The organism is Allorhodopirellula solitaria (assembly GCF_007859855.1).
Taxonomy (GTDB): domain Bacteria; phylum Planctomycetota; class Planctomycetia; order Pirellulales; family Pirellulaceae; genus Rhodopirellula; species Rhodopirellula solitaria.
The window spans coordinates 36,522-58,881 of record NZ_SJPK01000003.1 but is presented as its reverse complement, the minus strand read 5'-3'; the positions used below and the strand labels follow the sequence as shown (position 1 = coordinate 58,881).

Annotated in this window: 13 protein-coding genes; 9 read left to right on the top strand and 4 right to left on the bottom strand. The window is 59.2% G+C overall.

From position 1 onward, the window contains the following. The first annotated feature begins 112 nt into the window (after window positions 1–112). Window positions 113–994 carry a metallophosphoesterase family protein gene (locus CA85_RS06330; RefSeq protein ID WP_186774782.1) on the top strand — a complete coding sequence of 294 codons (882 nt, stop codon included), beginning with the start codon at window positions 113–115 and terminating at the stop codon, window positions 992–994. An 892-nt stretch (window positions 995–1,886) separates the two neighbouring features. On the opposite strand, the gene CA85_RS06325 is transcribed toward CA85_RS06330, so the two are convergent. Continuing rightward, window positions 1,887–3,728: a BBP7 family outer membrane beta-barrel protein gene (locus CA85_RS06325; RefSeq protein ID WP_246112561.1), complete on the bottom strand. Its 1,842-nt coding sequence runs from the start codon at window positions 3,726–3,728 to the stop codon at window positions 1,887–1,889. A 151-nt stretch (window positions 3,729–3,879) separates the two neighbouring features. Next, the gene (locus CA85_RS06320) at window positions 3,880–5,616 is read right to left on the bottom strand and encodes a S41 family peptidase (RefSeq protein ID WP_146390487.1); all 1,737 of its coding nucleotides are present in this window, start codon (window positions 5,614–5,616) and stop codon (window positions 3,880–3,882) included. Between the two features lie 527 nt (window positions 5,617–6,143). Between CA85_RS06320 and CA85_RS06315 the strand changes: the two genes are divergently transcribed. From CA85_RS06315 to CA85_RS06280, 7 genes are all read left to right on the top strand, one after another. After that, the gene (locus CA85_RS06315) at window positions 6,144–9,251 is read left to right on the top strand and encodes a tetratricopeptide repeat protein (protein ID WP_186774781.1); all 3,108 of its coding nucleotides are present in this window, start codon (window positions 6,144–6,146) and stop codon (window positions 9,249–9,251) included. Between the two features lie 239 nt (window positions 9,252–9,490). Next, window positions 9,491–10,315, top strand: coding sequence for a leucine-rich repeat domain-containing protein (locus CA85_RS06310; RefSeq protein WP_146390485.1), 825 nt, complete (start codon window positions 9,491–9,493; stop codon window positions 10,313–10,315). Between the two features lie 875 nt (window positions 10,316–11,190). Continuing rightward, the gene (leuS, locus tag CA85_RS06300; RefSeq protein ID WP_146390483.1) at window positions 11,191–14,082 is read left to right on the top strand and encodes a leucine--tRNA ligase; all 2,892 of its coding nucleotides are present in this window, start codon (window positions 11,191–11,193) and stop codon (window positions 14,080–14,082) included. Between the two features lie 121 nt (window positions 14,083–14,203). Beyond that, window positions 14,204–15,127, top strand: a complete 924-nt coding sequence (locus CA85_RS06295; protein WP_186774780.1) for a hypothetical protein — start codon at window positions 14,204–14,206, stop codon at window positions 15,125–15,127. 37 nt (window positions 15,128–15,164) lie between these two features. Beyond that, a complete protein-coding gene (locus CA85_RS06290) occupies window positions 15,165–16,862 on the top strand; it encodes a Na+/H+ antiporter NhaC family protein (RefSeq protein ID WP_146390481.1) in 1,698 nt (565 codons plus the stop codon). A 1,061-nt stretch (window positions 16,863–17,923) separates the two neighbouring features. Beyond that, a complete protein-coding gene (locus CA85_RS06285) occupies window positions 17,924–18,343 on the top strand; it encodes a hypothetical protein (RefSeq protein ID WP_146390480.1) in 420 nt (139 codons plus the stop codon). A gap of 22 nt (window positions 18,344–18,365) precedes the next feature. Continuing rightward, complete coding sequence (locus CA85_RS06280; protein WP_146390479.1) at window positions 18,366–19,298, top strand: cobalamin-binding protein; 933 nt, start codon at window positions 18,366–18,368, stop codon at window positions 19,296–19,298. Here the strand turns inward: CA85_RS06280 and CA85_RS06275 are convergent. Further along, window positions 19,285–19,956, bottom strand: a complete 672-nt coding sequence (locus CA85_RS06275) for an ankyrin repeat domain-containing protein (protein WP_146390478.1) — start codon at window positions 19,954–19,956, stop codon at window positions 19,285–19,287. The two genes, CA85_RS06280 and CA85_RS06275, sit on opposite strands and share 14 nt — an antisense overlap. A gap of 3 nt (window positions 19,957–19,959) precedes the next feature. Then, window positions 19,960–20,580 carry a hypothetical protein gene (locus tag CA85_RS06270; protein ID WP_146390477.1) on the bottom strand — a complete coding sequence of 207 codons (621 nt, stop codon included), beginning with the start codon at window positions 20,578–20,580 and terminating at the stop codon, window positions 19,960–19,962. Window positions 20,581–20,990: 410 nt separating this feature from the next. On the opposite strand from CA85_RS06270, the gene CA85_RS06265 reads away from it, so the two are divergent. Further along, the gene (locus tag CA85_RS06265; protein ID WP_146390476.1) at window positions 20,991–21,728 is read left to right on the top strand and encodes a DUF4142 domain-containing protein; all 738 of its coding nucleotides are present in this window, start codon (window positions 20,991–20,993) and stop codon (window positions 21,726–21,728) included. Window positions 21,729–22,360: the final 632 nt, after the last annotated feature.

Here is a 22,360-nt window from a genome sequence, read left to right as displayed (position 1 = left end):
ATAAGTGGCGTAGTGGACAAGGTTCCGTGCGATAACCGGGGCCAAAAAGTGATCCTTGACCGGAACCCACGTTGGACCTGATCCTTAAGCCCTCCTATCCAGACCCGCTTCTTTGCTACGTCGCATCCATCCCGCTGCCGCCGACGGTGTCGGTTCGAAATCGTCGCCGCGGCTGGCTTGGATCACGGATCCCCATTTCGACCACGCCACGCTCGAGACGTGGCGGTGTTGGGCGGAAGAGCTGATCGCGTTGGCCCCCGATGCGTTGATCGTCACGGGCGATATTTCCGAAGACGAAGATGTGGCGTATCAATTGGAATATCTGGCTGAAACGTTTGAGCGGCCGATCTACTTTGTGCTGGGCAATCACGACTTCTACGGCAAGTCGATTGGAAGCACACGGCAAGGGATCATTGCGGTCGCTCGCGATAGCGAGCAGCTGCACTACCTGACCGACGAGGGCCCGGTCTTTCTCAGCCCAGAGGCGGTATTGATCGGCGATGATGGCTGGGGCGACGCGAGCGAGGGTGACTACGCCGGTTCCACGGTCCGGTTGAGCGATTTCGATAGGATTGCCGATTTCCGCCCGGATGCGCCCGAGACGTGGCAGGCGATCCTCCAGCGCGAGGGGCTCGCCAGTAGCGAACGCTTGGCAGTCAAGATGGCGGGTTTGCCTGAGCAGGCGCGGCATGTACTGATTGCGACGCACGTACCGCCGTTCCGCCAAGCCTGCTGGTACGAAGGCCATGTGACCGATGATAACTGGGCACCGTTCTTCGTCTGCGGCCAAATGGGGCGAGTTCTGCAGGACGCCGCTAAGGCGAACCCCGACCGGCAGTTCACCGTTCTCTGCGGACATACCCATCACGATGGCGATGCGGTGATTCTGCCCAACCTGTTCGTCCACACAGGATATTCACGGTACGGAACGCTCGATATCGAATCGTTGATTGAAATTGACGCCGACGGATTCCAGGTCCCACGGGCGTTTTGAATCGGAGGTCGACAGGAGCTCCGGCGGTGGCGTCAACCGGTGCGAGGGACGAGATCTTGATTCCCCGCAAGATCAGATCCCCTGGCAAATTGTCTGACGGGAATCGCCGTTTTGTGATTCGATAAATATCGGCTCATCCGACGGAAGCGTGCGCTGGAGGTTTTCAAGGCATGGCTCCCGTATCCAAGGATTTATTTGTGGGATGTGATTATCAATGCTAGACTGGCACTGCCGGGAGAAACGGAGCCGAGCTCTGCAGAGGTGCGGGCTTGGCGAGGGATATCTCGGTCGCCAGCGTTTCCCTGCAAAAGCGGTACGCCAATGGTGTTGTCGGTCCCTGGCGAGCGATTGTTCGTCAGGGACGCATTTTTGAACGATCATTGGATATTAGAGCCATGCCTAGAAAAACCTTCTGCTGTGCTCTGCGCACGCTTCCGTCGGATGAACCTAAATATCTAGCGTTCACCCCGCTCCCATGCGGGCTTGCCGCGTATGAGAGCAAAGTTTGTCGGCTTGGTTTCCTGTCAGACAAGCTGACAGGGGAACCTGTGTTGGATGAGGGACTCGTCTCCTCGTCCACTACCCACAAGTTTTCCTACGCCGACGGCGTTGAAGACAATAGCCGGTGGTCGAGCGTAGCGAACACCACCGGAAACGCTAAGAAACACGCGTGCCAACCCCGAATGGGGTTGAAGATCATCCACGACGAGGTCTGCGACCCGCTTCGGGGTCGACGCTCCACGGCCAACGAACCACCGCGGGTGGAGCTGCGCTTACCTACGGCTATTCTCTTCAATCCCTTTCGGGATACTTGTGGGGAATCGACAGCTCGTCGCCTCGTCCACTACCGAGAAGATCTGGGAAAATTCGCCGCTTACTGATCCCGCGTTGCTTACCACACGTGGCGGATACCGAAGTGCATTCCTTGCATCATGAAGGTGCCTGACTTTGCGCCAGTGCGTGGCGTGTCCAAGGTGTTGTTCGGGTCCATGATGCCTGACAACCGCACAGCGTCGGTCATGGCGATGATGTTGTAACCGAAGGTGACGTCGAAGCGAGGGTATTTGTGCCAACCCACCGAGACGTCGAATTCAGGTACCCATCCGAAGGTGCTCGATGAGTACGAGCCGCTGTTGGCATCGCCGACCAACAGGCCTGTATCGTTGACCGCCGGGGGCGGTGTGTCGGTGGTGATCACGGAACTCCCCCGCCGTTCGGCTTGCCGTTTGATCTGTCCAAAGCCGATTTTGCCGAGCCAATCGAAGCTCCAGCAGCCTTCGCGGTAGTTGCCTGCGAAACCGAACTGGCCGCCGTGGAAGTTGTTGGTGGCTTCGAATCGGTCGGAAGTGGACAGTGTGTTGCCGATTTGAGCGGGGAAGGGATCCTGCGTCTTGGTGCTCGTCGTGGAGAACTGCAGGTCTTCGTCGAGGTGCATGTATTGATAGCCGTATAGCACATCGAACGTCGTGCCCAATCCACCGGTCAAAAATTGACGCACCGAGATATCGCCGCCGTACACGTTGCTGCTCGCTTGCAGATTCACGCTCCCGAAGCGACCGAAATTCTCAGCGGAATCGGGGAACGCGACCAGCAGCGAGTCCGGTGAACCGGCATTCGTCGTGGGTACCGCGAGAATGGATCCTGAATTGATGCCTTGGCGAGCCGAGTAGGAATAGTCCGCTTCGGTCGCCGTCCAACCGCGAAAGACGAGGCTGCGATCGCGGCAATCGTCCAGCCACGTGCCGAGGGTCAACCGCCCGCCAGCGGTGAGGTCTTTGAATGCCTGTTCGCCACCAGCGAGGATCGTGGCCCCAGGAAGCTGTCCGGCGACGTCGCCCTCGGTACCCGGAGGACTCGTCGTGACCAGTGCGGGAATGGAATCTCCCTCTCGAAAGAGCAGCAGCAATTCAAGCGAACCGAACCATTGGCCGGGGTCCAAACTCAGCGAGGCATTGCTCAGTCCACAGTGGTCGCAGGAGCCGCATCCCAGGCCATCGCAGCTATTGCAATCACCATAGTATCCGTCGCAGCTATTGCATCCGCCGTCACTGCATTGGTCGCAGCCAGAGTCGCCTGACCAGCTGCCGGCCATGGAAGTGTTGTTGTTCCAGTGGACGTTTCCAGAGCCCACCGAGTTGTATCCGCCCAAACCTTGACTCGCCGTACCTTGACCCACCGAATGTTGGCTCACCGAACCGCCATCGACCCAGATCTCCTCTCCCGCGGTGTGCTGGATGAGAGTTTCTCGGGCGTGTGATTGGCGGCGAGGTGGATTGGTGGCGTGCCCCGGAACGATTTGTTGCCGCTGCGCCGGCGACTGCACTTGGGACGAATTGGCATGGACACGTTGGGGCTGTTCAAAAGCAGCCTGTTCGATCGCGGCCGCTTGGTTCGCCAGCGGCAGCACGCGTGCTTTGCTACGTGGCACCATCGAGGGCAGCGGTTTCAGGTTGACCGGTTCAATCTCGCCACTGGCGTCTCGCAGAGGCGCTTGCTGGGACGGGGGATCGAACGGTTCCTCGGTGACCCCCGGGCCATGGGGATCAGGCTGCGTATCGATCGCTGGGGCGGGCGGAATTGCCGGGCCGGCGGGATTGTAGGTGGCTCGATCGGGCAACTTGGTTCGTACCTGGGCCGTCACGGATGTCGACAGGCTGAGAGTGCTGACGAGCGTGATCGCAAGCAGTTTCCCGGCCATGGGAACAGCGTTCATTTGGCGGGCTTGTGGGTTCATTGCAAAATTCATTCAACCGAGGTCGGTTCAACCGGGACGTTCCGAGTGAGGCGACCGCGCAAAACGAACGCCCGACAGTGATATCGGGCGTGCGGGTTGGGAGGATTGAATCAATTTGGCAGGATTTGCCGATTAGGCCGATCTCAACGGCTCAGCGACTGCCGCCGCCGAGGTGTTCGATAGCCTTCTGCAACACGGCATCATCGAGTTCCGTCGTGACCCGCCCGTTCTTATCGGGCCGAGCGGCGATGTAGGTTGGGGGGACGACGACGTTCGGCTCGACCCCGTTGCGGCTGATCGCCTTGCCACTGGGCGAATAAAATTTCGCAGTGGTCAGGCAGAGGCCAAATTTGCCCGATTGCATTCGAAAAATACCTTGCACACTGCCCTTGCCGTAGCTGGTTTCACCGATGATCGCTCCCCGTTCACTGTCGTGAATCGCACCCGAAAAGATTTCGCTGGCACTAGCACTATTGCGGTCGATCAGGACCACCATGGGCACGTCCCAGGTATTGGATTGGCGGGCGGTGTAGTCAAAGTTTTCGCGGGCGTTGCGGCCTCGCGTCGTCACGATCCGCCCATCGCTGAGAAATCGATCGGCGACTTCGACGGCCGCGGACAGCAATCCACCGGGGTTGTCGCGGAGGTCCATGATCAGCGACCGCATGCCCGCTCGATGCAGTTTCCAGAGGGCTTGTTCAACCTCGCGAGGCGTGGATTTCTGAAAGTTCGTCAAGCGGAAGTAGCCGATATGCCGGGCCGAGTCCACGATGTGAACGTTTTCCACGCAGGGGACATCGACGCGGCGGCGGGTCACCGAGAGTTGTCGCTCGACTTGATCGGCCGAAGCGATCGTCAAGGTCGCCGCGGTGCCTTCCGGGCCACGCAGCAGATCGGCGACGTAGTTGGGTTCCTGTTCGTCGGCGCGACTTCCCCCGACCGCGAGAATCCGGTCGCCAGGAACAATCCCCGCTTCGGCCGCCGGGCCGCCCGGGATCACCGAGAGGATCAGCAGCGAATCTTCCGCCGCTTTGAGTTCGACACCGAGACCGACGAAGTTGCCTTCGATCGTCGAGAACATCTCATCGAGCTGACCGGGAGAGAGTAAACGTGTGTAAGTATCGAGCGTCGAGACGGCACCACTGACATATTCGAGCACCGTGGCTGTCCCGGAGATGCCGAGTTCTTCGTGTGCCATCGTTGCGACGAGCTTCACGGTCGACCGCAGATCAAACCGGCTCTGGGTCGACCGTTCAGCGATCCGGTGATGAATCGCTTGCCGGAACGACTCAATGCGATCCCGCCGATCGGCATCGACCACTCGGTTAACGAACGCCGGTTCCGTCAGTGCGACTTCGAGGGCCGCGGTCCCGTGGAGGAGAATCCGTGACCATTCGATCGTATCGACGTAGTGTGTCTGCAGGTTGGCCAGGATCTCACTGTAGAGATCGAGGGTTTGCGAGCTCGACATCTCACGCACACTCGCCAGGTAGGTGCGATCGTCGTAGCGGCGGATCACATCGAAGTGCAATCGGCTGATCAGCAACCGTTGGTAGAGGATCCGGTCCTCGGGAAAGGCCCGCGTTGCCGAATCATAGTGATCGATCGCGTCGCCCCACTGTTGGGCTTGCTCGAGCTCCAGCCCCGCTTGGAGGGATCGCTCGCGGGCCGATTCCTTGTCGATCGATTCACCGGTCGCCGCTGGAACGGTGGGCGCCCGAACGCTCGTCGGAGCCGGGAGGGCAGGTGCCACCGGTTGCCCTTGAGCGAACGTTGAGGATGGTGAGCAAACCGTCGCTGCGGTGAGCAGTAACCAGGAGCCCAGCACGATCCGCCGGCGACTACACCGGCGTGGGTGACGACTCGATACGCTTGACGACAATTCCATACGAAAGTTCCATTGGAGTGTCATGCGGAGGAGGGGGACGCCGCGTGATCGACACTCGAGAAGACGCGGCTGAGCAAACTTAGGTCACAATTGGTGCCTGGTCAAAAAACCTTGCCGAAAAAATTCGCTGCATCCCCTCCAATCCGAATCAGCCGACCTGAACAGGTGCGGTCGAGTCGATTAGAGGGAAGTGGAGATGCATGCGGGCTTCGCATCGATCTCCCTTTTCCCGGCGGTTTGCGCTTCCGCTGCGCGTGAAAGAGAATTCGTCATGGCGATGTTTCACAGGTAAGTGATGTGAAACACGCAGGGGACCCGGTCGACGGGCCCGTGAGTTCTCTTTGGCGTCGAGCAATTAATAGGCATTGTCGCGCCGGCGGGCAAGCAAAAAAGACGCTGCAGCACGGCGGCCCGATCTGCCGGGAGCGGACATGTGTTAGAATCGTTAAGGTGGATGGCTCGCGAAGACTGCTCTTTCACACCGCCGCTCGGTGCATGCCTTTTCTTTCCCAGGCCGCTCTTTGAATATGAATCGTTTCGCCCAAGTATCCGTCGTGTTCCTGTTGATGGTGGCGCTCGCGATTACAACCTCGGCGGCGGATGGTCCGGCGCCCACTCAGGCGTCAAAAACGGGGCCTATCCAGCGTGATGGCGATTGGCAGGGTCCCCGGCAACTCAGCGGGGACGCGTTCTCGCTGCGTCGACGCTCGACCTGGGAGCTGTGGCGAGATCGGGACCAGTACCGCAGCGCGATCTTGACAGCGGCTCGCAGTGACGATGCCGAAGAGGCGGAGCGGGCCCAGTGGATCCTGGAGCGGTGGCGGCGAGGGATTTTGGCCGACACACCTTCAGAGCTTGCCCGGCGACTCGCGGCGCTCTCGCCCGTCGAGGCGATCGAGGCGTTGCTCGAGGCCGCGCAGTTTGACGCTGCGACGATCGCTATGCGTGAGGCCTATGGAACGCTCGATTTCGAAGCCGTCTCGCAACGCGTGGCCATCACGCTCGACCAGCGTTTCCCCGTGTACGCGCGGGCCGCGGTCCAATCACGCCGAACCGACGAGCTATTTGCGTTTCTCGATGTCGCCAGCAGCACGTCCGCGATGGCAGTCTGCCGCCGTGACTGGGCAATGCTGTTTCCGGGCCAGCCGTTGGTTCCCCGCCAACCACCGCTGACTGATGCGGACGGGCTGCCGTCAGCGGCCGAGACGTGGGACGGCGACTTAGTGGCCCGGACGGAGGTGCTTCTTGACCTCATCGCGGGTGATCTCGCCGCGGCGATGGAGTCGGCGGCCGCGGCCGATCGCAGCCGATCGGAGGATTCCAACCCCAGCGATATCAACGACACAGCGGAACTCGAGAAGCCGAGCAACCACCCCGATCAACCGCTGGTCCGCACCGTGCGTTTGCTCACGTCACAGTGGCCGGAGATGGCAGCCCACGCCGCCCGCCTGGCTCGCCAATGGGATCGATCGCTGCCGGTTTCGGAGGATGCATCGAACGGTCAAGCAGCGACGGAAGTCGTCTCAGGTCGTGAAAATGCGATTCGGTTCTGGGCGGATGCCCTAATCGCGGCTGAGCGCAGTGGGGCCTCAGATATTCGTGCTGAGGCGATTGCTGGGTTGATCACGCACCTGGATGCGCTCAGCCGAATCGATGATGGCTCAGCAACGACGAAGGAGGTGCGAGCGTTGGGGTGGCGGGTTTTGTTGATCCACGGAGAGATTGATGCGGCCTTGGACGTCGTGGGGCAAGACGAACCGTCGGCTGCCGCCATGATCGCTGCGAGTGCCTCTCGCAGCGCCGAAGCATTCGAGCGACTTGGGTTCCCCGCCGACCAGATCGATACTCACCTGGAGAGCTGGATCGACGAAGCGATCGCGGCCCAGCGTGAACTATTCGAGTCGATGGATCTTTTTACTTCTGGGGCGAACCAACCGGAGGGATCCGAGACCGGAGTCGCACCGGAAATCGAAAAGCTATTCACCTTGATTCGCTTGCTCGACCGAGTCAATCTCGATGGCGCGGCGTGGCGGATTGCCGATCGTTTATCACTCGAGGATCTGCATGTCCAGCGACCTCAATCCTCCTCCCACTACCTGATGCGCGACTATGTGATGTTGTCCCTGTTGTGGACAACGCATTCCGATTGGATGATTCGACTGGGGATGCGAGACTGGGAGTCCGAACCGACTTTGATCAGCCGGAACACGATCAGTCAGATCACGGTGCCCGAGAGTTACCAGATCCTGTGGATTCTGCAACAGTTCGTCGAGTTGCGGCGTCCTCAAGTCGGCACAGCGACGGCGTTCCAAATCGCGTGCGAGATCGCTCGGGCTGGCGAGGAGGACCGCCGCCAACACGCGGGTCTCGTTGCCGAGTTGGCCCAGAGTTTGCGCGACGGTTCGCTCCGCAGACGCGTGGCGGCGGAACCTGAACTGGCACGACTCTTTCGCCCAACGGCGAAAGCTTGGAGTGATCTGTTCGCTGCCCACGGACGTCCGGATCTAGCCGAACCGCTGCTCCGCAGCCGATCGGGGGACGGGGACATCAACGCGGCACTGACGCTCGCCAAGGAATATCGCATGAGTGCGCCGGCGGCGATCGGCCGCCAATTCGACGACGAGATTTGGGATGCGGTGGCCCAATCATCGAGTGACGGAAATCCGCGTTTTCGCGACGACGTGATGACTGCGGTGAGCGCCGTCGGTGAGCAACTCCGAGCGGCTCGCGACGCCGGAGACCAACGGACCGCCGACAGGCTACTGGTCGAGCTACGGGCGATGGCCTGCACACCGTCAACGGACATGCGCCAACAGATCGCGGAGATCTTTGCCGAGCTTGGCCAGTGGCAGATTGCTGATGAAATCTACCGCTCGCTCTTCTTGATCACCGCCCTGGGTTCGGAAGAGACCCTGTCAATGTTCGAGATCGCGCGCAAGTACCAGGGGTTCGTAGCCGAGGCGACTGCGTCGAGCGTGGAAACGACCGAATCGGCGTTCGAAACCGCCCAAGCCCGCAGCATCCGTGCCGAGGAATTGCAGCTGCGAGAGCAGGCCATTGGTTGGCTCGACATCGCCTTTGCCAGCTCGCTCGACCAAGCCGGCTTTCAACCGCAGCTCTACCTTGTCTTTTCGCGTTTAATCGCGAGGGAACAATTCGAACTGGTCGTCGAGCAGGCTGGGCCGACGGCCACGAGAGAGGCAATCGTGCGGTTCATCGAACGCTTGCAACAGCTCGATTCGATGGACATCACGATGGCGGAATCGATTCTGCCGAGACTCGAAGAAATCGGGATGCAGGATCTCGTCGTCGAGGAGTTGCAACGAATGATCGAAGCGGCCGACCTCCATCTCGACATCTTTCCCGCCGATGCCGTGACCGCGAATAATGTTGCCTGGGGAGCCGCGGTCAATCACGTCGAACTCGACGACGCCCTGCGGTTATCTCGCCATGCCGTGCGATTTGAGCCCGACAGCGCAATCTACCGCGATACACTCGCCGAAATTCTCGCCCGCCAGGAGCAGTACGAACAAGCTCTGCGGATCGAACGCGGCTGCGTGATCGACGACCCCGGCCAGTGGCATCTGCACGAGCAGGTCAAAAGATTCCAACAGAAACTTTCAAAGTCGCGTTGACAGCCCGTCCTCGCAATTGATACCTCACTTGCACTTCCAAACCACACACATTGGGTTTTCGTTGTTGAGTCGTCGATTTGCGGGAATTGCTTCTCGATCAGCTCTGCTGACGGAAATGAGTATCCTGTCGCGAAGATTACTGGGTCAATCGTCTCGGCAGGCCAGTTTCCCAACGAAATCCTTAGCGGCACCGGGGCGTTCGATATTGAACGCCCCGGTGCATCGTTCAATGATCTGAAATGTCTCACGAAAACATCGACAGCGAGACGAGAGTGCGACGATCGTGCTGCGGGGTCACCTGCTGTGATCCCAAGTGTCTGATCGCAATCGTTGTCGCCGTTGCCGGACTGGGACTCTATTTCAGCTGGCCATCCTTGCCCGATTCCACCGAGAAGACCGGCGCTGCCGTGGGAACCGCCCCGCAACAGCAACCGCGGCAGAGCGCCGAACAAGTGATCGTCGCTCAGGTCGCCAGCGTTGAGGCGGGCGAATCCACCAGTCTGCATTTCGAGCAGGTGGTCGTCTCGGATCAGAGGCTTGTCGATCTGCCGATCGAATCACTCACGGCCCTCGACGTCGTGAACGTGGATCAGGGCGTGGTGACCGACGAGGGGCTCGCTGTCCTGGCGCAATTGCCCAATCTCGAGCAACTTCGACTGCGACTTTCACCGATCACGGATGCAGGCATCGTTGCTCTGGCCGGTTGCGACAAGCTCTGGCTGGTCAATCTCCCGCAATCCCAGCTGAGTGCGGCGGGGATCGAGGCGTTACAGAAGTTGCCTGAATTGAAGCAACTGCGACTGGGGTCACCCCAACTCGACGACGACTGCTGTGCGTCGATCGCGGAACTGGAAACGCTGCGGGGATTGCATCTCATCGGAGTGCCAGTGACCGATGCAGGCTTGCAGCAGATCGCGACACTGCCTCATTTGCAGTCGCTCTATCTCGACGATTCCAAGGTCACGCAAGCTGGTTGGGAGTGGCTCTTCGAGCACCACCCTCAGCTCCATGTGCACGTCGACCAGCAGCACCACGACCGCGATCCCCATCGTCATACGCATTGACATAGTCGACCGACGGCTCCGACCGTCGCGAGTGAGGATGCGTGGGGTTCTAGCTCAGACGGGCGGAGCCGTCTGGCTACGAAAATCCAATCCGACCGGCAAAAGCAGGAACCCAGTTCAATAGCAATTTTAGTGAAATTTCGGGTAGGAGGGATTACTTTCCCTTGAGAGGGGGATTACGGATCCCCAGAGATCATCCCGATATTCCTCCTAGTTGACGCAATGGTTTCAAGCCTTAAACTCTCGCTAAATTGCCTCGTCGAGCGACGAGCTTTACCCCATCCCCCCATTTTGGTGAGAATTAGATGATTCGTACGATCCTGGCAGTTGCCCTGCTCGCCGTTGCCGGCAGCGTTGTTGCACCTCAAGCCGAAGCTGGCTTCTTTCACAAAAAGCGTTCGGCTTGCTGCCAACCCGTTTGCACTCCTGCTCCAGCACCTCAGTGCTGCCCAACTCCCGAGCCAGTGTGCTGCCCCGAGCCAGCTCCTGTTTGCTGCCCCGAGCCCGCCCCAGCACCAGTTTGCTGCCCTGAGCCTGCACCAGCACCAGTTTGCTGCCCAGCTCCTGAGCCAGTGTGCTGCCCCGACCCATGTGCCAAGCCTCGTAAGCACTGCGGCCTGTTCGCACGCTTGCGTGCCAAGTGCGAAGCACGTCGTTCCGCTCGCTCCTACTGCGATCCTTGCTGCAACTAAGCTGCAGGATTCAGACGCGAATTCAGAGCAATCGAAAGAAAGCGGGTGACATTTTCGGATGTCGGCCGCTTTTTTATTGCGCCCTCGGCTCTTTCGCGTTGTCGTTTCTCGGTGAGGCGATTCTAATCCGCCCTGGAAAATCATTCACCGATTCTTTTTCTGACACCGCAACTTGAATACGCTATGGTCCGCTACAACCCCAATGAGATCGAACCCCGCTGGCAATCGTATTGGGAAGCCAATCAAACCTTTGCCACCCCCGACTTGAGCAAGGCTGGCGATGACGTGGCCAAGCGGTACGTACTCGATATGTTTCCCTATCCCAGCGGCGATGGGTTGCACGTGGGTCATCCGGAGGGCTACACCGCGACGGACATCGTATCTCGTTTCGCCCGCTCTCGCGGCGAGTGCGTGCTGCACCCGATGGGTTTCGATGCTTTCGGGTTGCCTGCGGAGGAGCACGCGATTCGGACGGGGGAGCATCCGCGCGTGCAGACCCAGCGAAATATCGATAATTTCACCCGCCAGCTGAAGATGCTGGGGTTCAGTTACGATTGGAACCGAGTTCTGGCGACGACGGATGAGGGCTACTTTCGCTGGACGCAGTGGATTTTCCTGGTGCTCTTCGATACCTGGTTCGATTCCGAGGCTCAGGTAGGGCGTCCGATCGCGGAGCTGCCGATCCCAGCGGAGGTCCAAGCTCAAGGCGAGCGGGCGATCGAGTTGTATCGTGATTCTCGCAGACTGGCCTACCAGGACGACGCGTTGGTGAATTGGTGCGCGAAGCTGGGCACGGTGTTGGCCAACGAAGAGGTCGTCGATGGCAAGAGCGAAGTGGGTGGGCATCCGGTCAAGCGCATTCCGCTGCGGCAGTGGATGTTGCGGATCACCGACTACTCGGAGCGGTTGCTCGACGGGCTCGAGGAATTGCAGTGGCCGGCCGGCATCAAGAAGCTGCAGTACGACTGGATCGGCCGGAGCTCGGGAGCGGAGGTCGATTTCTATCTGCAGCCGGGGGTCCCCTCCGACGCAGCCTCGAGCGAATCGGACGAGGGTGCGGCCCGCGGTCCGTTCGTGGCCTGGAAGCGCGAGCGAGCGGCCAGCGGTTTTCCGAGCGAGGCAGGCAGCGACGCACTGCGGGTTTACACAACCCGACCGGATACCCTGTTCGGGGCGACCTACATGGTGGTGTCACCGGAGCATCCGTTGATCGATCGCTTGGTCACCCCAGATCGTAAAGCGGAAGTCGACACGTACCGGGAACAGGCTTCCTTCAAGAGCGATCGGGAGCGCACCGAGGGCGACCTCGAGAAGACCGGTGTGTTCACGGGTTCACACGCGATCAACCCAGCCGACGGACGGTCGATTCCCGTGTGGGTCGCCGACTACGTTCTGGCGGGTTACGGCACAGGCGCGATCATGGCGGTGCCGGCTCACGACGCACGTGATTTCGAGTTCGCTGTCGCATTCGATCTGCCGGTCATCCCGGTTGTCGACCCACCGAACGATCATCCGCAGCACGACGAAATCTTGGCAGGCCAAGCCTGTTATGTCGCCGAAGGTATCGCGATCCATAGTGGTGACTACGATGGCCAAACGACCGACGAAGTCAAAGCGAAACTAACTGCCTCGTTGGCCGAGCAGGGGCTCGCCTGTCCCGCGGTCAACTACAAACTACGGGATTGGCTGTTCAGTCGCCAGCGTTTTTGGGGGGAGCCGTTTCCGATCCTGCACGAACTCGATGCCGATGGGAACCCGACCGGAATCAAGCGCGGTGTCCCGGAGGACCAGCTACCCGTCACCCTGCCGGAACTCGAGGATTTCAAACCGCACGGTCGCCCCGAGCCGCCACTTGCCAAAGCCGACGACGATTGGCTGATCGTGGAACTCGATGGAAAACGCTACCGGCGTGAAACCAACACGATGCCCCAGTGGGCTGGGTCGTGTTGGTACTACCTGCGCTATATCGATCCTCACAACACGCAGTCGTTGATCGACCCTGAGCTGGAAAAAACGTGGATGCCAGTCGATCTGTATGTCGGTGGTGCGGAACACGCTGTGCTCCACCTGCTCTATTCGCGGTTCTGGCACAAGGTGCTCTATGACCGCGGGTTCGTCACCTGTCCCGAGCCGTTCCAACGACTCGTCAATCAAGGCATGATTCTCGGTGAAGTCGAGTTCACGGGATACGTCGACAGCGACAAGCAGCCGGTTTCTACGCAGCAAGTCCGCCGCGACGCTGAGGGCAACCGGATCAGCAAAGATGGTCGCCAGCTCGAAACGGTGCGGCTCGCCGAAGAGGACGTGCAGAAGAAGGGTGAAGGGTTTGTGCTAAAGTCGGATCCGAGCATCAAAGTCGACAGTCGCGCGTTCAAAATGAGCAAGACCCGCGGCAATGTGGTCAATCCCGACGGGGTCGTTCGCGACTACGGGGCCGACTCACTGCGTCTCTACGAGATGTTCATGGGCCCATTGGAAGCGACCAAACCGTGGGTCATGAATGGCGTTGGTGGGGTACGTGGTTTTCTCGATCGTGTGTGGCGTTTGGTCGTCGATGAGAAATCAGACGAACTACGTCTCTGCGATGCGGTAGTCGACACGGACTGCGATGAAGAACAACTGCGGGTGCTGCATCAAACGATCCGCAAGGTCACCGAAGACACCGAAGCGATGAGTTTCAATACAGCGATCGCCAAGATGATGGAGTTTTCGAACCACTTTACCCGTTGTGAACAACGCCCTCGTCACGCGCTCGAGACCTTCTTGGTACTGCTGAATCCCTACGCACCTCACCTGAGCGAGGAACTATGGCGACTGCTGGGTCATGACGAATCAATTGCCCTGCAGCCTTGGCCGCAATGGGATGAAGCCGCACTGGTGCAATCGAGCATCGAGATCCCTGTTCAAGTCAACGGGAAAGTCAAAGCAAAGATCAACGTGTCGCCGGATGCTACCCAGGACCAGATGATCGAAGCCGCCCTGGCGAGCAAGTCGGTGGCCGGTTCCATCGGTGACAAAAAAGTCGTCAAGAAGATCGCGGTCCCTGGCAGAATGGTGAACCTAGTCGTGAAATAGGGACCCCCTAATGACATTCCCATGACAGGTCGCTCTGGGTGCCCGGGCTGTGGTAGACTGTGCTGCATACGCTCAAGCCTTGGGCTCCCGCTCCACCCGTTGACCTATGGGAACGTTGATTATGTTTTGCCGAAATTTGATTTGGGCATTGCCCGTGTTACTCCTCTGCACCTCCGTCGGGACGAGTGCCAGGGCAGACGAGGCCGACGATGCCGTCAAGGTGGAGCTGATGGAAACAGGCACCGCGCCTCTTCAAACCATCCGTTACGCGCCTCGCGTTGGTGAGACGCAAACTGCGGTGATGACCATCTCAATGGATATGGCCATGTCAGTCGCTGGCAATGCTATGCCGGCCCAATCCATTCCCGCACAGAAAGTAACGTTCGACACCACAATCGAAAAAGTCAGTGACGATGGTGTGATTGAATTTAGCTTTATCTACACCGGGGCCGAAATTGTCGACGACGCGCAAAACCCGTCGCCCATGGCGCCGATGTTGGAGGAGATGCTCAAACCTCTCATTGGAGCGACGGGGAAGGCGACGGTGACCAACCGAGGCATCACCCAATCGGCTGAATTCAACATTCCTGATGAGATGGCGCCGCAGCTCAAACAGATCCTTGATGGCATGAAAGAATCCATGAACCGGATCAGTTCGCCAGTGCCGAGTGAGGAGATTGGCCAGGGTGCCAAGTGGAAGGTCACGCAAAACCTGGTCGCTAACGGGATGCGGGTGGTGCAAACGTCGATCCATGAGATCACCAAGTTCGAACCCGGTGGGTTCACGATGTCGATCGAGGTAACGCAGGCCGCCGATGCTCAAGAGATCAAGAATCCTGGATTGCCGCCCGGAACCAAGCTGTCGCTGGTATCGCTCGACACGTCTGGAGAAGGCACTTCGCAGATTCAGGTTGGGTCCTTGATCCCTGAGCAATCGTCGTTGACGATCCGCTCCAAGACCACCATGGACGTGGAGACCGCTGGCCAGAAACAGCAGATGACCACGGACATGAGTATGGGCATGGAACTGGAATCACTCCGCTAAGTTCCCCCCGGTCGACAACGCCTGCAAGGATGTACCTTTGGAAGCCGCACTACCGGATTTCGGATTTACCAGTCTGCTGCCGCCGCTGATCGCGATCGCCTTAGCATTGCTGACGCGGCGTGTCCTACTGCCGCTAGCGACGGGGATTCTCGTGGGAGCGGCACTGTTGGGACGAGCGGACTCGGAAGCCGATTGGGGATGGGCGACGCTCCGATATTTCACGCAGAGCATCGAGAATTCGATCACCGATCACGATCACATGATGGTGCTCTCGTTCACGTTGCTCTTGGGCATGATGGTTGGTGTGATCGAAATCGCCGGGTCGATGCGGCGCGCGATCCAACGTTTGGCGCGGCGTGTGAAAGACCGCCGAGGTGTGCAAACCTTGATCGCCGCCTCGGGGCTGGCTGTATTCTTTGACGACTATGCCAACACCCTGCTCGTGGGCGGCACGATGCAGTCGACGTCGGACAGGTTCGGGATCTCGCGAGCCAAGCTGGCGTATCTGGTCGATTCCACAGCCGCGCCGGTCGCCGGACTGGCACTGGTCAGTACGTGGGTGGCCACGGAGTTGAGTTATCTGCAGGCTGGCATTGACGCCTCCGCATATTCTCAATCCTCGTCCATCCGCGTTTTCGATTTTTTCCTGCAGAGCATTCCTTATCGCTTCTATCCCTGGTTTGCTCTGGTGCTGGTGTTCATCATCGCCCGGACCGGCCGTGACTTCGGCCCCATGCGACGTGCCGAGCAGGAGGCTGTCGATCAACACCATCGCGACACTTCTACCGCCCGGGTGCCTGGGTCGTCGGAGCAGCCAGACGATGCATCTTCCCCCCAGGAAGCCGACGCGGCAGCCCCTTCGACTTGGCAGGACGCAGCGGCCGCTCTCGGTCCAATCGCGGTTTGTTTGATCGCGGTTCTCACCACGTTGGTCGTGACGGGCCAGAACGAAGCCAGCTCGGCGAGGGCGGCTGATGATTCGGTTTGGTTGCATCAAGTTCGCTGGGCCGGCGACGTGATCGGCTCGGGGGATTCTTACCTCGCCCTCGTCATCGGCGGCGGTTGTGGGTTAGCGTTTGCGGTACTGCTCGCCCTTTCGCTCAGTCGTCTTTCTCTACGAGGGTTAGGGCGCGGCGTGTTCGTCGGCGCTCTGCAAATGATGCCCGCGATGGCGGTGCTCTGGCTGGCCTGGGCATTGTCGGCGATGACGGGCAAAGAAGCACTGGACACCGGAGGGTATCTCGCGAGTGTACTGAGCGATCAAATTGACATTCGGCTGCTGCCTACCTGTGTCTTCATCTTGTCCGGAGGGATCGCCTTCGCCACCGGGACGAGTTGGGGCACGATGGCGATCGTGACGCCGATCGCCGTCAGTCTCGTGCTGGACATGCAAGCTGGGTCCGCCGCAGTTGCTGGCGAGATGGCAGTGAACTCACCGCTGGCTCTGGCCACGTTCAGCAGCGTTCTGGCGGGGGCCATTTTCGGTGACCACTGTTCTCCACTTTCCGATACAACGGTGCTCTCGAGCCGTGCCTGCGGCTGTGACCATGTCCTGCACGTCCGGACCCAGATCCCCTACGCGCTGCTCGGAGGCGCTGTTTGTGTGCTCACCGGTACCCTGCCAGTAGCCTGTGGGGTGCCGGTGTGGATTTGTCTCGGCGTGGGATTGATCTGTTTGCTCGCCGCGGTCCACACCTTCGGCCGCCCCGTCGCGGCGACCGAACCGGCCAAGTAAGAATAAAGCATTCGTGACGTTCGAGCGCCGGTGGTTTCCGGGCTTATAACGGTTTGTCGATTCAATCGATGTTGGCCCTGCAATGGTGAGCCGGGGGCTGTAAGGCCAATGCCATCTACTTTGCCCCCGTTCGGGTAACGCTGTGAAGCATCTTTCAGTGATTTTCAGATGTATGCGGGCGTCCCGCCCGCATAGGTCAAAAGCTCGTTCTCGCAAGAAAAAACAGCTCATCCGACGGAAGCGTGCGCAGAGCACCGGGGAAGGTTTTTCTAGGTATGGCTCTCGTATCCAATAACCTTACAAAAATGCGTCCCTGAGGAACGAATGTTCGCCCGGGACCGGCAACACCATTGGCGCACCATCGACCGGGATATCTCTTGCCAAGCCAGCACCTCTGCAGAGCTCGGCTCCGTTCCTCCCGGCAGCTCCAGGCTAACATTGATAATCACATCCCACAAATAAATCCTTGGATACGGGAGCCATGCCTTGAAAACCTCGGACGCACGCTTCCGGCGGATGAGCCAAAAAATTGCTTCACAGCGTTGCCGTTCGGGGCGTCATCACGATGGTAACCCGACGCGTCAGCGAGGACGATGCAGTGTTTTGCGTGGCGAACAAGTGATCCTCGCTGACCGGCGTGTTGATTTAGTGAGCGGCAAGGCCCCGGGTAACGCCGCCCACCCGGCCGCTTACGCGTCTCGGCTCAATAAAACGACAGCTCGTTTCGGCAACGGACTCGGCGCCGGAGAACCTGTGGGTGACCGACAGCCCGATGCCCATGAGCTCACTCGGTTTTACCGAACGAACTCTGCCAGGCTGCGCAGACGTCAACAGAAATAACCCATCGCAGCGAACCTGTCGGTCGCCAATTCGCTCCATTGGCCAGAGCACCGAATGATCGGTCTCGCACCGTTTTTTTTAGTCCCACTCGTTTCGAGAGATCGAGCCATGCGTGTTTCATGTCCCCGTTTTGAAAATCCAACCGGCCGTGAGTAGTTCCTGCTCGCGGCGCCAGAACAACATGAACACACAAGACTCAACCTTTCCACGATTGCGGAACTATGAAGACCACAACCGATCAAGGATCCAAGTCCGTGACGACCGTCGCGGCGCGGATCGCTGGCGAAGACATCGCCGCCGGTGACTATGTTACCATCCTGAGTGAGACCCTCGAGATCCCCTCCTTTTTATGGAACTGCTCGGAGTTCTCATTGCCACCGGACGAGCCCGTTCGAAGTCGTTTTTTATCGCGGGCCTCTGGGAACCCCAACAAAGTGGTTGCTGTTTGCTTACCCTTTGTCTACGTCAAATCTCCAGCAGGCACGTTGTCTGCATTCGACACGCGTCGACAAGAACTCGTCCGGCTCGATCGAACCCAAGGGCGATTGATCTGGAAATCGCTTCAGAAGCAATGGAAACCGAGGAAGAAGCGTAAGAGTAAAGGGAAATGCAACGGCAAGAGCAAAGGAAAAGGTAGTTGAACACGACAGACAAGGAATGACCATGCGGATCGTATCCCTCTTGCCCAGTGCAACAGAAATCATCTGTGCGCTGGGGCTGCGTGATGATCTCGTCGGGGTGACGCACGAGTGCGATTTCCCGGCCGATGTGGCGGGGTTGCCCAAGGTCACGCGGACGCTGATCCCGCCCGCTGCATCGAGCGGTGAGATTGATCGTCTCGTCCGCGAGCGGCTGCAAACGCAAGCTGCGTTGTATTCGCTCGACATGTCCGTTCTGAAGGATCAACAACCTGATTTGATCATCACGCAAGCCCTCTGTGATGTCTGCGCCGTCGCAGAGAGCGAGGTCCAAGCGGCTGCTTGTTCCCTGCCGGGCAACCCGCGAGTCATCAACCTTGAACCAATGTGCTTGGCCGATGTGTTTGAGTGCATCGGCCACGTCGGCGATGCCGCGGGCCAGGCCGATCGAGCCGCGTCCTACATTGGCACTTTGCAGGGTCGAGTCGACGCCGTCGCGTCCCGCACGGCATCGATCCCAAAGTCCGAGCGTCCATCGGTGATGCTGCTCGAATGGATCGACCCGCCTTTTTCGGCAGGGCACTGGAGTCCCGAACTCGTCGATATCGCCGGCGGACGCGAGGCGATCGGTGTCGCTGGCCAAAGGAGCGTTACCACGCCCTGGGAAAAAATTGTTGCCGCTGATCCCGAGGTCATGATCATCGCCTGTTGCGGATTCGACGTCGCCCGCACGCTCGAGGATCTCCCACTGCTGCAGTCCTACCCGAGCTGGAACCAGCTTCGCTGTGTCCAGAACGATCGTGTCTTCGTCGTCGATGGAAACGCATACTTCAGCCGCCCGGGGCCGCGACTGGTCGATAGTTTGGAAATCCTCGCCAACGCACTGCATCCGAACATCCACCCGCTACCCGAAGGCATCGAGGCGGCAGTACAAGTCTCGGCGCCTAATCGTCGCTGACCTCACGGGATTGCAGCACTTGCTCCATTTTCAAAAACGACTGCAGGCACTCAGATAGCAACGCGGCATCCTGCGAGTTCATTCCGGCGAGTGCTTGCTCGATCGCTGATCGTCGGGTTGTGATGTATTCCAGCGGCGTGTTCCCCTCCTCGTTCTCAATAGCCGGGTCGACGCCGTGCGTGAGTAACACGGAGAGGGCTTCGCTGGATTGAACGATAGCAGCATGATGCAAAAGCGATCCGGTGATAGCGTCTACCTGATGCGGATCCGCACCGAGTTCCAAAAGCGTCGACAGGTTCGAGGCGTTGCCCGACTGCACCGCAAACAACAGTGGTGAAACGCCTTCGCTGCCCTGAGCCTGCAGATCCGCTCCTAAACGAACTAGCGTGTGAATTGTTTCAGGGGTGCCATAGCTCGCTGCCATCGCCAGAGCCGTGACAGTAAATCCCCGGGGGATCGCGTTGACATCAGTTCCCTCCGCGACCAATCGCTCGATCGTTTCTATATCGTCGCTTGCCGCGGCGGAGTGCAGGGCGGCTCCTGGCACATCGACCGCTGCCGCCTGGTTCTCGGCACCGACGTCTTCACCCGACACCTCATCGCTCGCGTAGATCAGGTGACTGTGCTCGACGTAAGATTGCGTGTTGGGGGACTCCATCCATTAGCGGTAGCTCAAATCGGCCAAGGAAGGATCAGCACCCAAGAGCTTTAAAAAGTTAGCCAGCCCTTCTTCGCCGCTGCGGATTGGAAGGTGATCGAGCGACGACAGATCAATAGGTGACAGCGCATCGTCCAAATCCGCTCGCGTGACTCCCTTTCCCAAACAGTCTGAAAGGATGTCCCAACGTTCTTCGAGAGAGGGGGTTGGAGCACCACCGCCGTCATCCGCAAGCGGGTCGGTATCCCCGAGTGCGTCGCCAAAATACGCGTGTTCATCCATGCTGGTGAAGCGATCGACGGTCTGACCTTCTTGCACCAACGTATAGGTCCAGAAATCACTGTCGTGAACGTGGAAGTTGAAGATGCTCGTCGAAAGTGCACGCGAGAGATCTGTGGGCGTTTCGCTGACCATGGCGGCCGAATCGATCACGGCGACCCATCCGCCGATGGGCTGGCACAGGATCAATCCGCGACGCGCGCCACCCACACCCCACATGTCTTCGTCGCAGAGAGGTCCACTGCAGGGCTGCCAGCCCTCTTCGGACAACAGTCGCTGTAGCTCCTGCGCGACCGTTTCGGCGTCTGTGGCGTGAACCAAATAGCTTGCTGAAAAACCGCCCATCTCATCACACCTCTCCGACGAAAACATTGGTGAACGAACAGAGGCTGCTTGGGATCTCGCAACTCAATCGCCCGTAACGAAACTCGGCTGACGATTGTATCGTCCCAGTCAACTGCATTGAATACGAGTTGCAATTCGAACTGCGGTTCCGCGACGCTTCGAGCTGAAGAAACAACTTGGTGGTGCCACCATCAAAGTCGCGAAACAGGATCAGCTCCTTCGGTCCATTTACCAACAGCGGTACCCGTTTGACAGCAAGTGTCAGCGATGCTCACTTTCGCGCGGAAGTCGAATGGAGCAATCATTTTGCTCGACCGGATTGGTATGTCGTGTGCATGACTTGGTGAGTGTCAGTTCGCGGCCAGGTTGCCGTGAACTTCTATTCTTACTCCGACAGTTAGGATCTTCCGATGTTGAAGTTACGATTCACCACAACTTTGCTTTCCACAGCCGCTATCGCGGGTCTTTCGACCGTGAACGCACAAACGACACTTCCCCAACCGATCCCACAAGAGGTACCAAGCGACCAGTCGGCGACGCTCCCTGGGCAACCAACCGACCGGCCAGTCCGATCGCAAACCGAACAGGACGGTCGCTACGAAGCTCGGCGGGCTGCACAGAACTCTGTCCAACAGCAAGGGCCAACTGTAAAAGAAGCCTTGACGCAAAAGCTGATCAAGGCGAACGAAGCCGAGATCGAATTGGCGAAGCTCGCTCACGAGAAGTCGGACAATGAGGACCTGAAGCAACTCGCTGTGACGATCGTGAAAGATCATCAACAGTTCAACCAGGTGCTTCAACAGCACGCTGAGAAGCGTCAAGGTGACCGACGCAATGCCGCCGCTAGTCAAACGGCGACTGTGCCGAAGCAACTCTGCGAGATTGGCGAGAAGGCCTGCGACAACGCGTTGAAAATGACCAAAGAGATGCTTGGCAACTACGAAGGGCAGGACTTTAGCATGGCGTTCCTCGGCCAACAGTGCGTTGCCCACACCATGATGCTGGCTGAACTTCGAGCCATCGAGAGCAGCGGCCCCGAGGAGTTGCAGCCCGTCGCTGCTGAGGCCGCCAACAAGGTTGAAAAACACCTCGAAGAAGCGAAGAAGCTGGCCAAGAAGCTCGAAGATGACCGCCGGTCGCGAAGCTAATCGTCAGTGATTGACCGAAAGTGTCAGTCGAGTGAACGTAGTGTCTGCCGGAGGCCGTCCCGACGAATGCCCCGGCAGACAGATTCATCGTAGGGCCGGTTCCTACCGGCCATATTCTATGCGGACCCTGGACGTGCGGATAACCGACGCGTGCGGCCGGTGGGAACCGGCCCTACTTGTGAACAACGTTCATGGGGCCGGTTTCTACCGGCCGTGTGTTGTGCGGACCCTGGACGTGGGGACAACCGACGCGTGCGGCCGGTGGGAACCGGCCCTACTCTTGAACAACGTCCGTAGGGCCGGTTCCTACCGGCCATATTCTATGCGGACCCTGGACGTGGGGGCAACCGACGCGTGTGGCCGGTGGGAACCGGCCCTACTTGTGAGCAACGTTCGTAGGGCCGGTTCCTACCGGCCATATTCTGTGCGGGCCCTGGATGTGGGGATAACCGACGCGTGCGGCCGGTGGGAACCGGCCCTACTTGTGAGCAACGTCCGTAGGGCCGGTTCCTACCGGCCGTGTGTTGTGCGGACCCTGGACGTGGGGATAACCGACGCGTGAGGCCGGTGGGAACCGGCCCTACTTGCGAGCAACGTCCGTTGGGCCGGTTCCTACCGGCCATATTCTATGC

What these genes read in the sequence shown, in the direction of transcription:
- CA85_RS06325 (WP_246112561.1), bottom strand. Translation starts at nt 3,728, where the DNA reads ATGAACCCACAAGCCCGCCAAATGAACGCTGTTCCCATGGCCGGGAAA.
- CA85_RS06320 (WP_146390487.1), bottom strand. Translation starts at nt 5,616, where the DNA reads ATGGAATTGTCGTCAAGCGTATCGAGTCGTCACCCACGCCGGTGTAGT.
- CA85_RS06315 (WP_186774781.1), top strand. Translation starts at nt 6,144, where the DNA reads ATGAATCGTTTCGCCCAAGTATCCGTCGTGTTCCTGTTGATGGTGGCG.
- CA85_RS06310 (WP_146390485.1), top strand. Translation starts at nt 9,491, where the DNA reads ATGTCTCACGAAAACATCGACAGCGAGACGAGAGTGCGACGATCGTGC.
- leuS (WP_146390483.1), top strand. Translation starts at nt 11,191, where the DNA reads ATGGTCCGCTACAACCCCAATGAGATCGAACCCCGCTGGCAATCGTAT.
- CA85_RS06295 (WP_186774780.1), top strand. Translation starts at nt 14,204, where the DNA reads ATGTTTTGCCGAAATTTGATTTGGGCATTGCCCGTGTTACTCCTCTGC.
- CA85_RS06285 (WP_146390480.1), top strand. Translation starts at nt 17,924, where the DNA reads ATGAAGACCACAACCGATCAAGGATCCAAGTCCGTGACGACCGTCGCG.
- CA85_RS06280 (WP_146390479.1), top strand. Translation starts at nt 18,366, where the DNA reads ATGCGGATCGTATCCCTCTTGCCCAGTGCAACAGAAATCATCTGTGCG.
- CA85_RS06275 (WP_146390478.1), bottom strand. Translation starts at nt 19,956, where the DNA reads ATGGAGTCCCCCAACACGCAATCTTACGTCGAGCACAGTCACCTGATC.
- CA85_RS06270 (WP_146390477.1), bottom strand. Translation starts at nt 20,580, where the DNA reads ATGGGCGGTTTTTCAGCAAGCTATTTGGTTCACGCCACAGACGCCGAA.
- CA85_RS06265 (WP_146390476.1), top strand. Translation starts at nt 20,991, where the DNA reads ATGTTGAAGTTACGATTCACCACAACTTTGCTTTCCACAGCCGCTATC.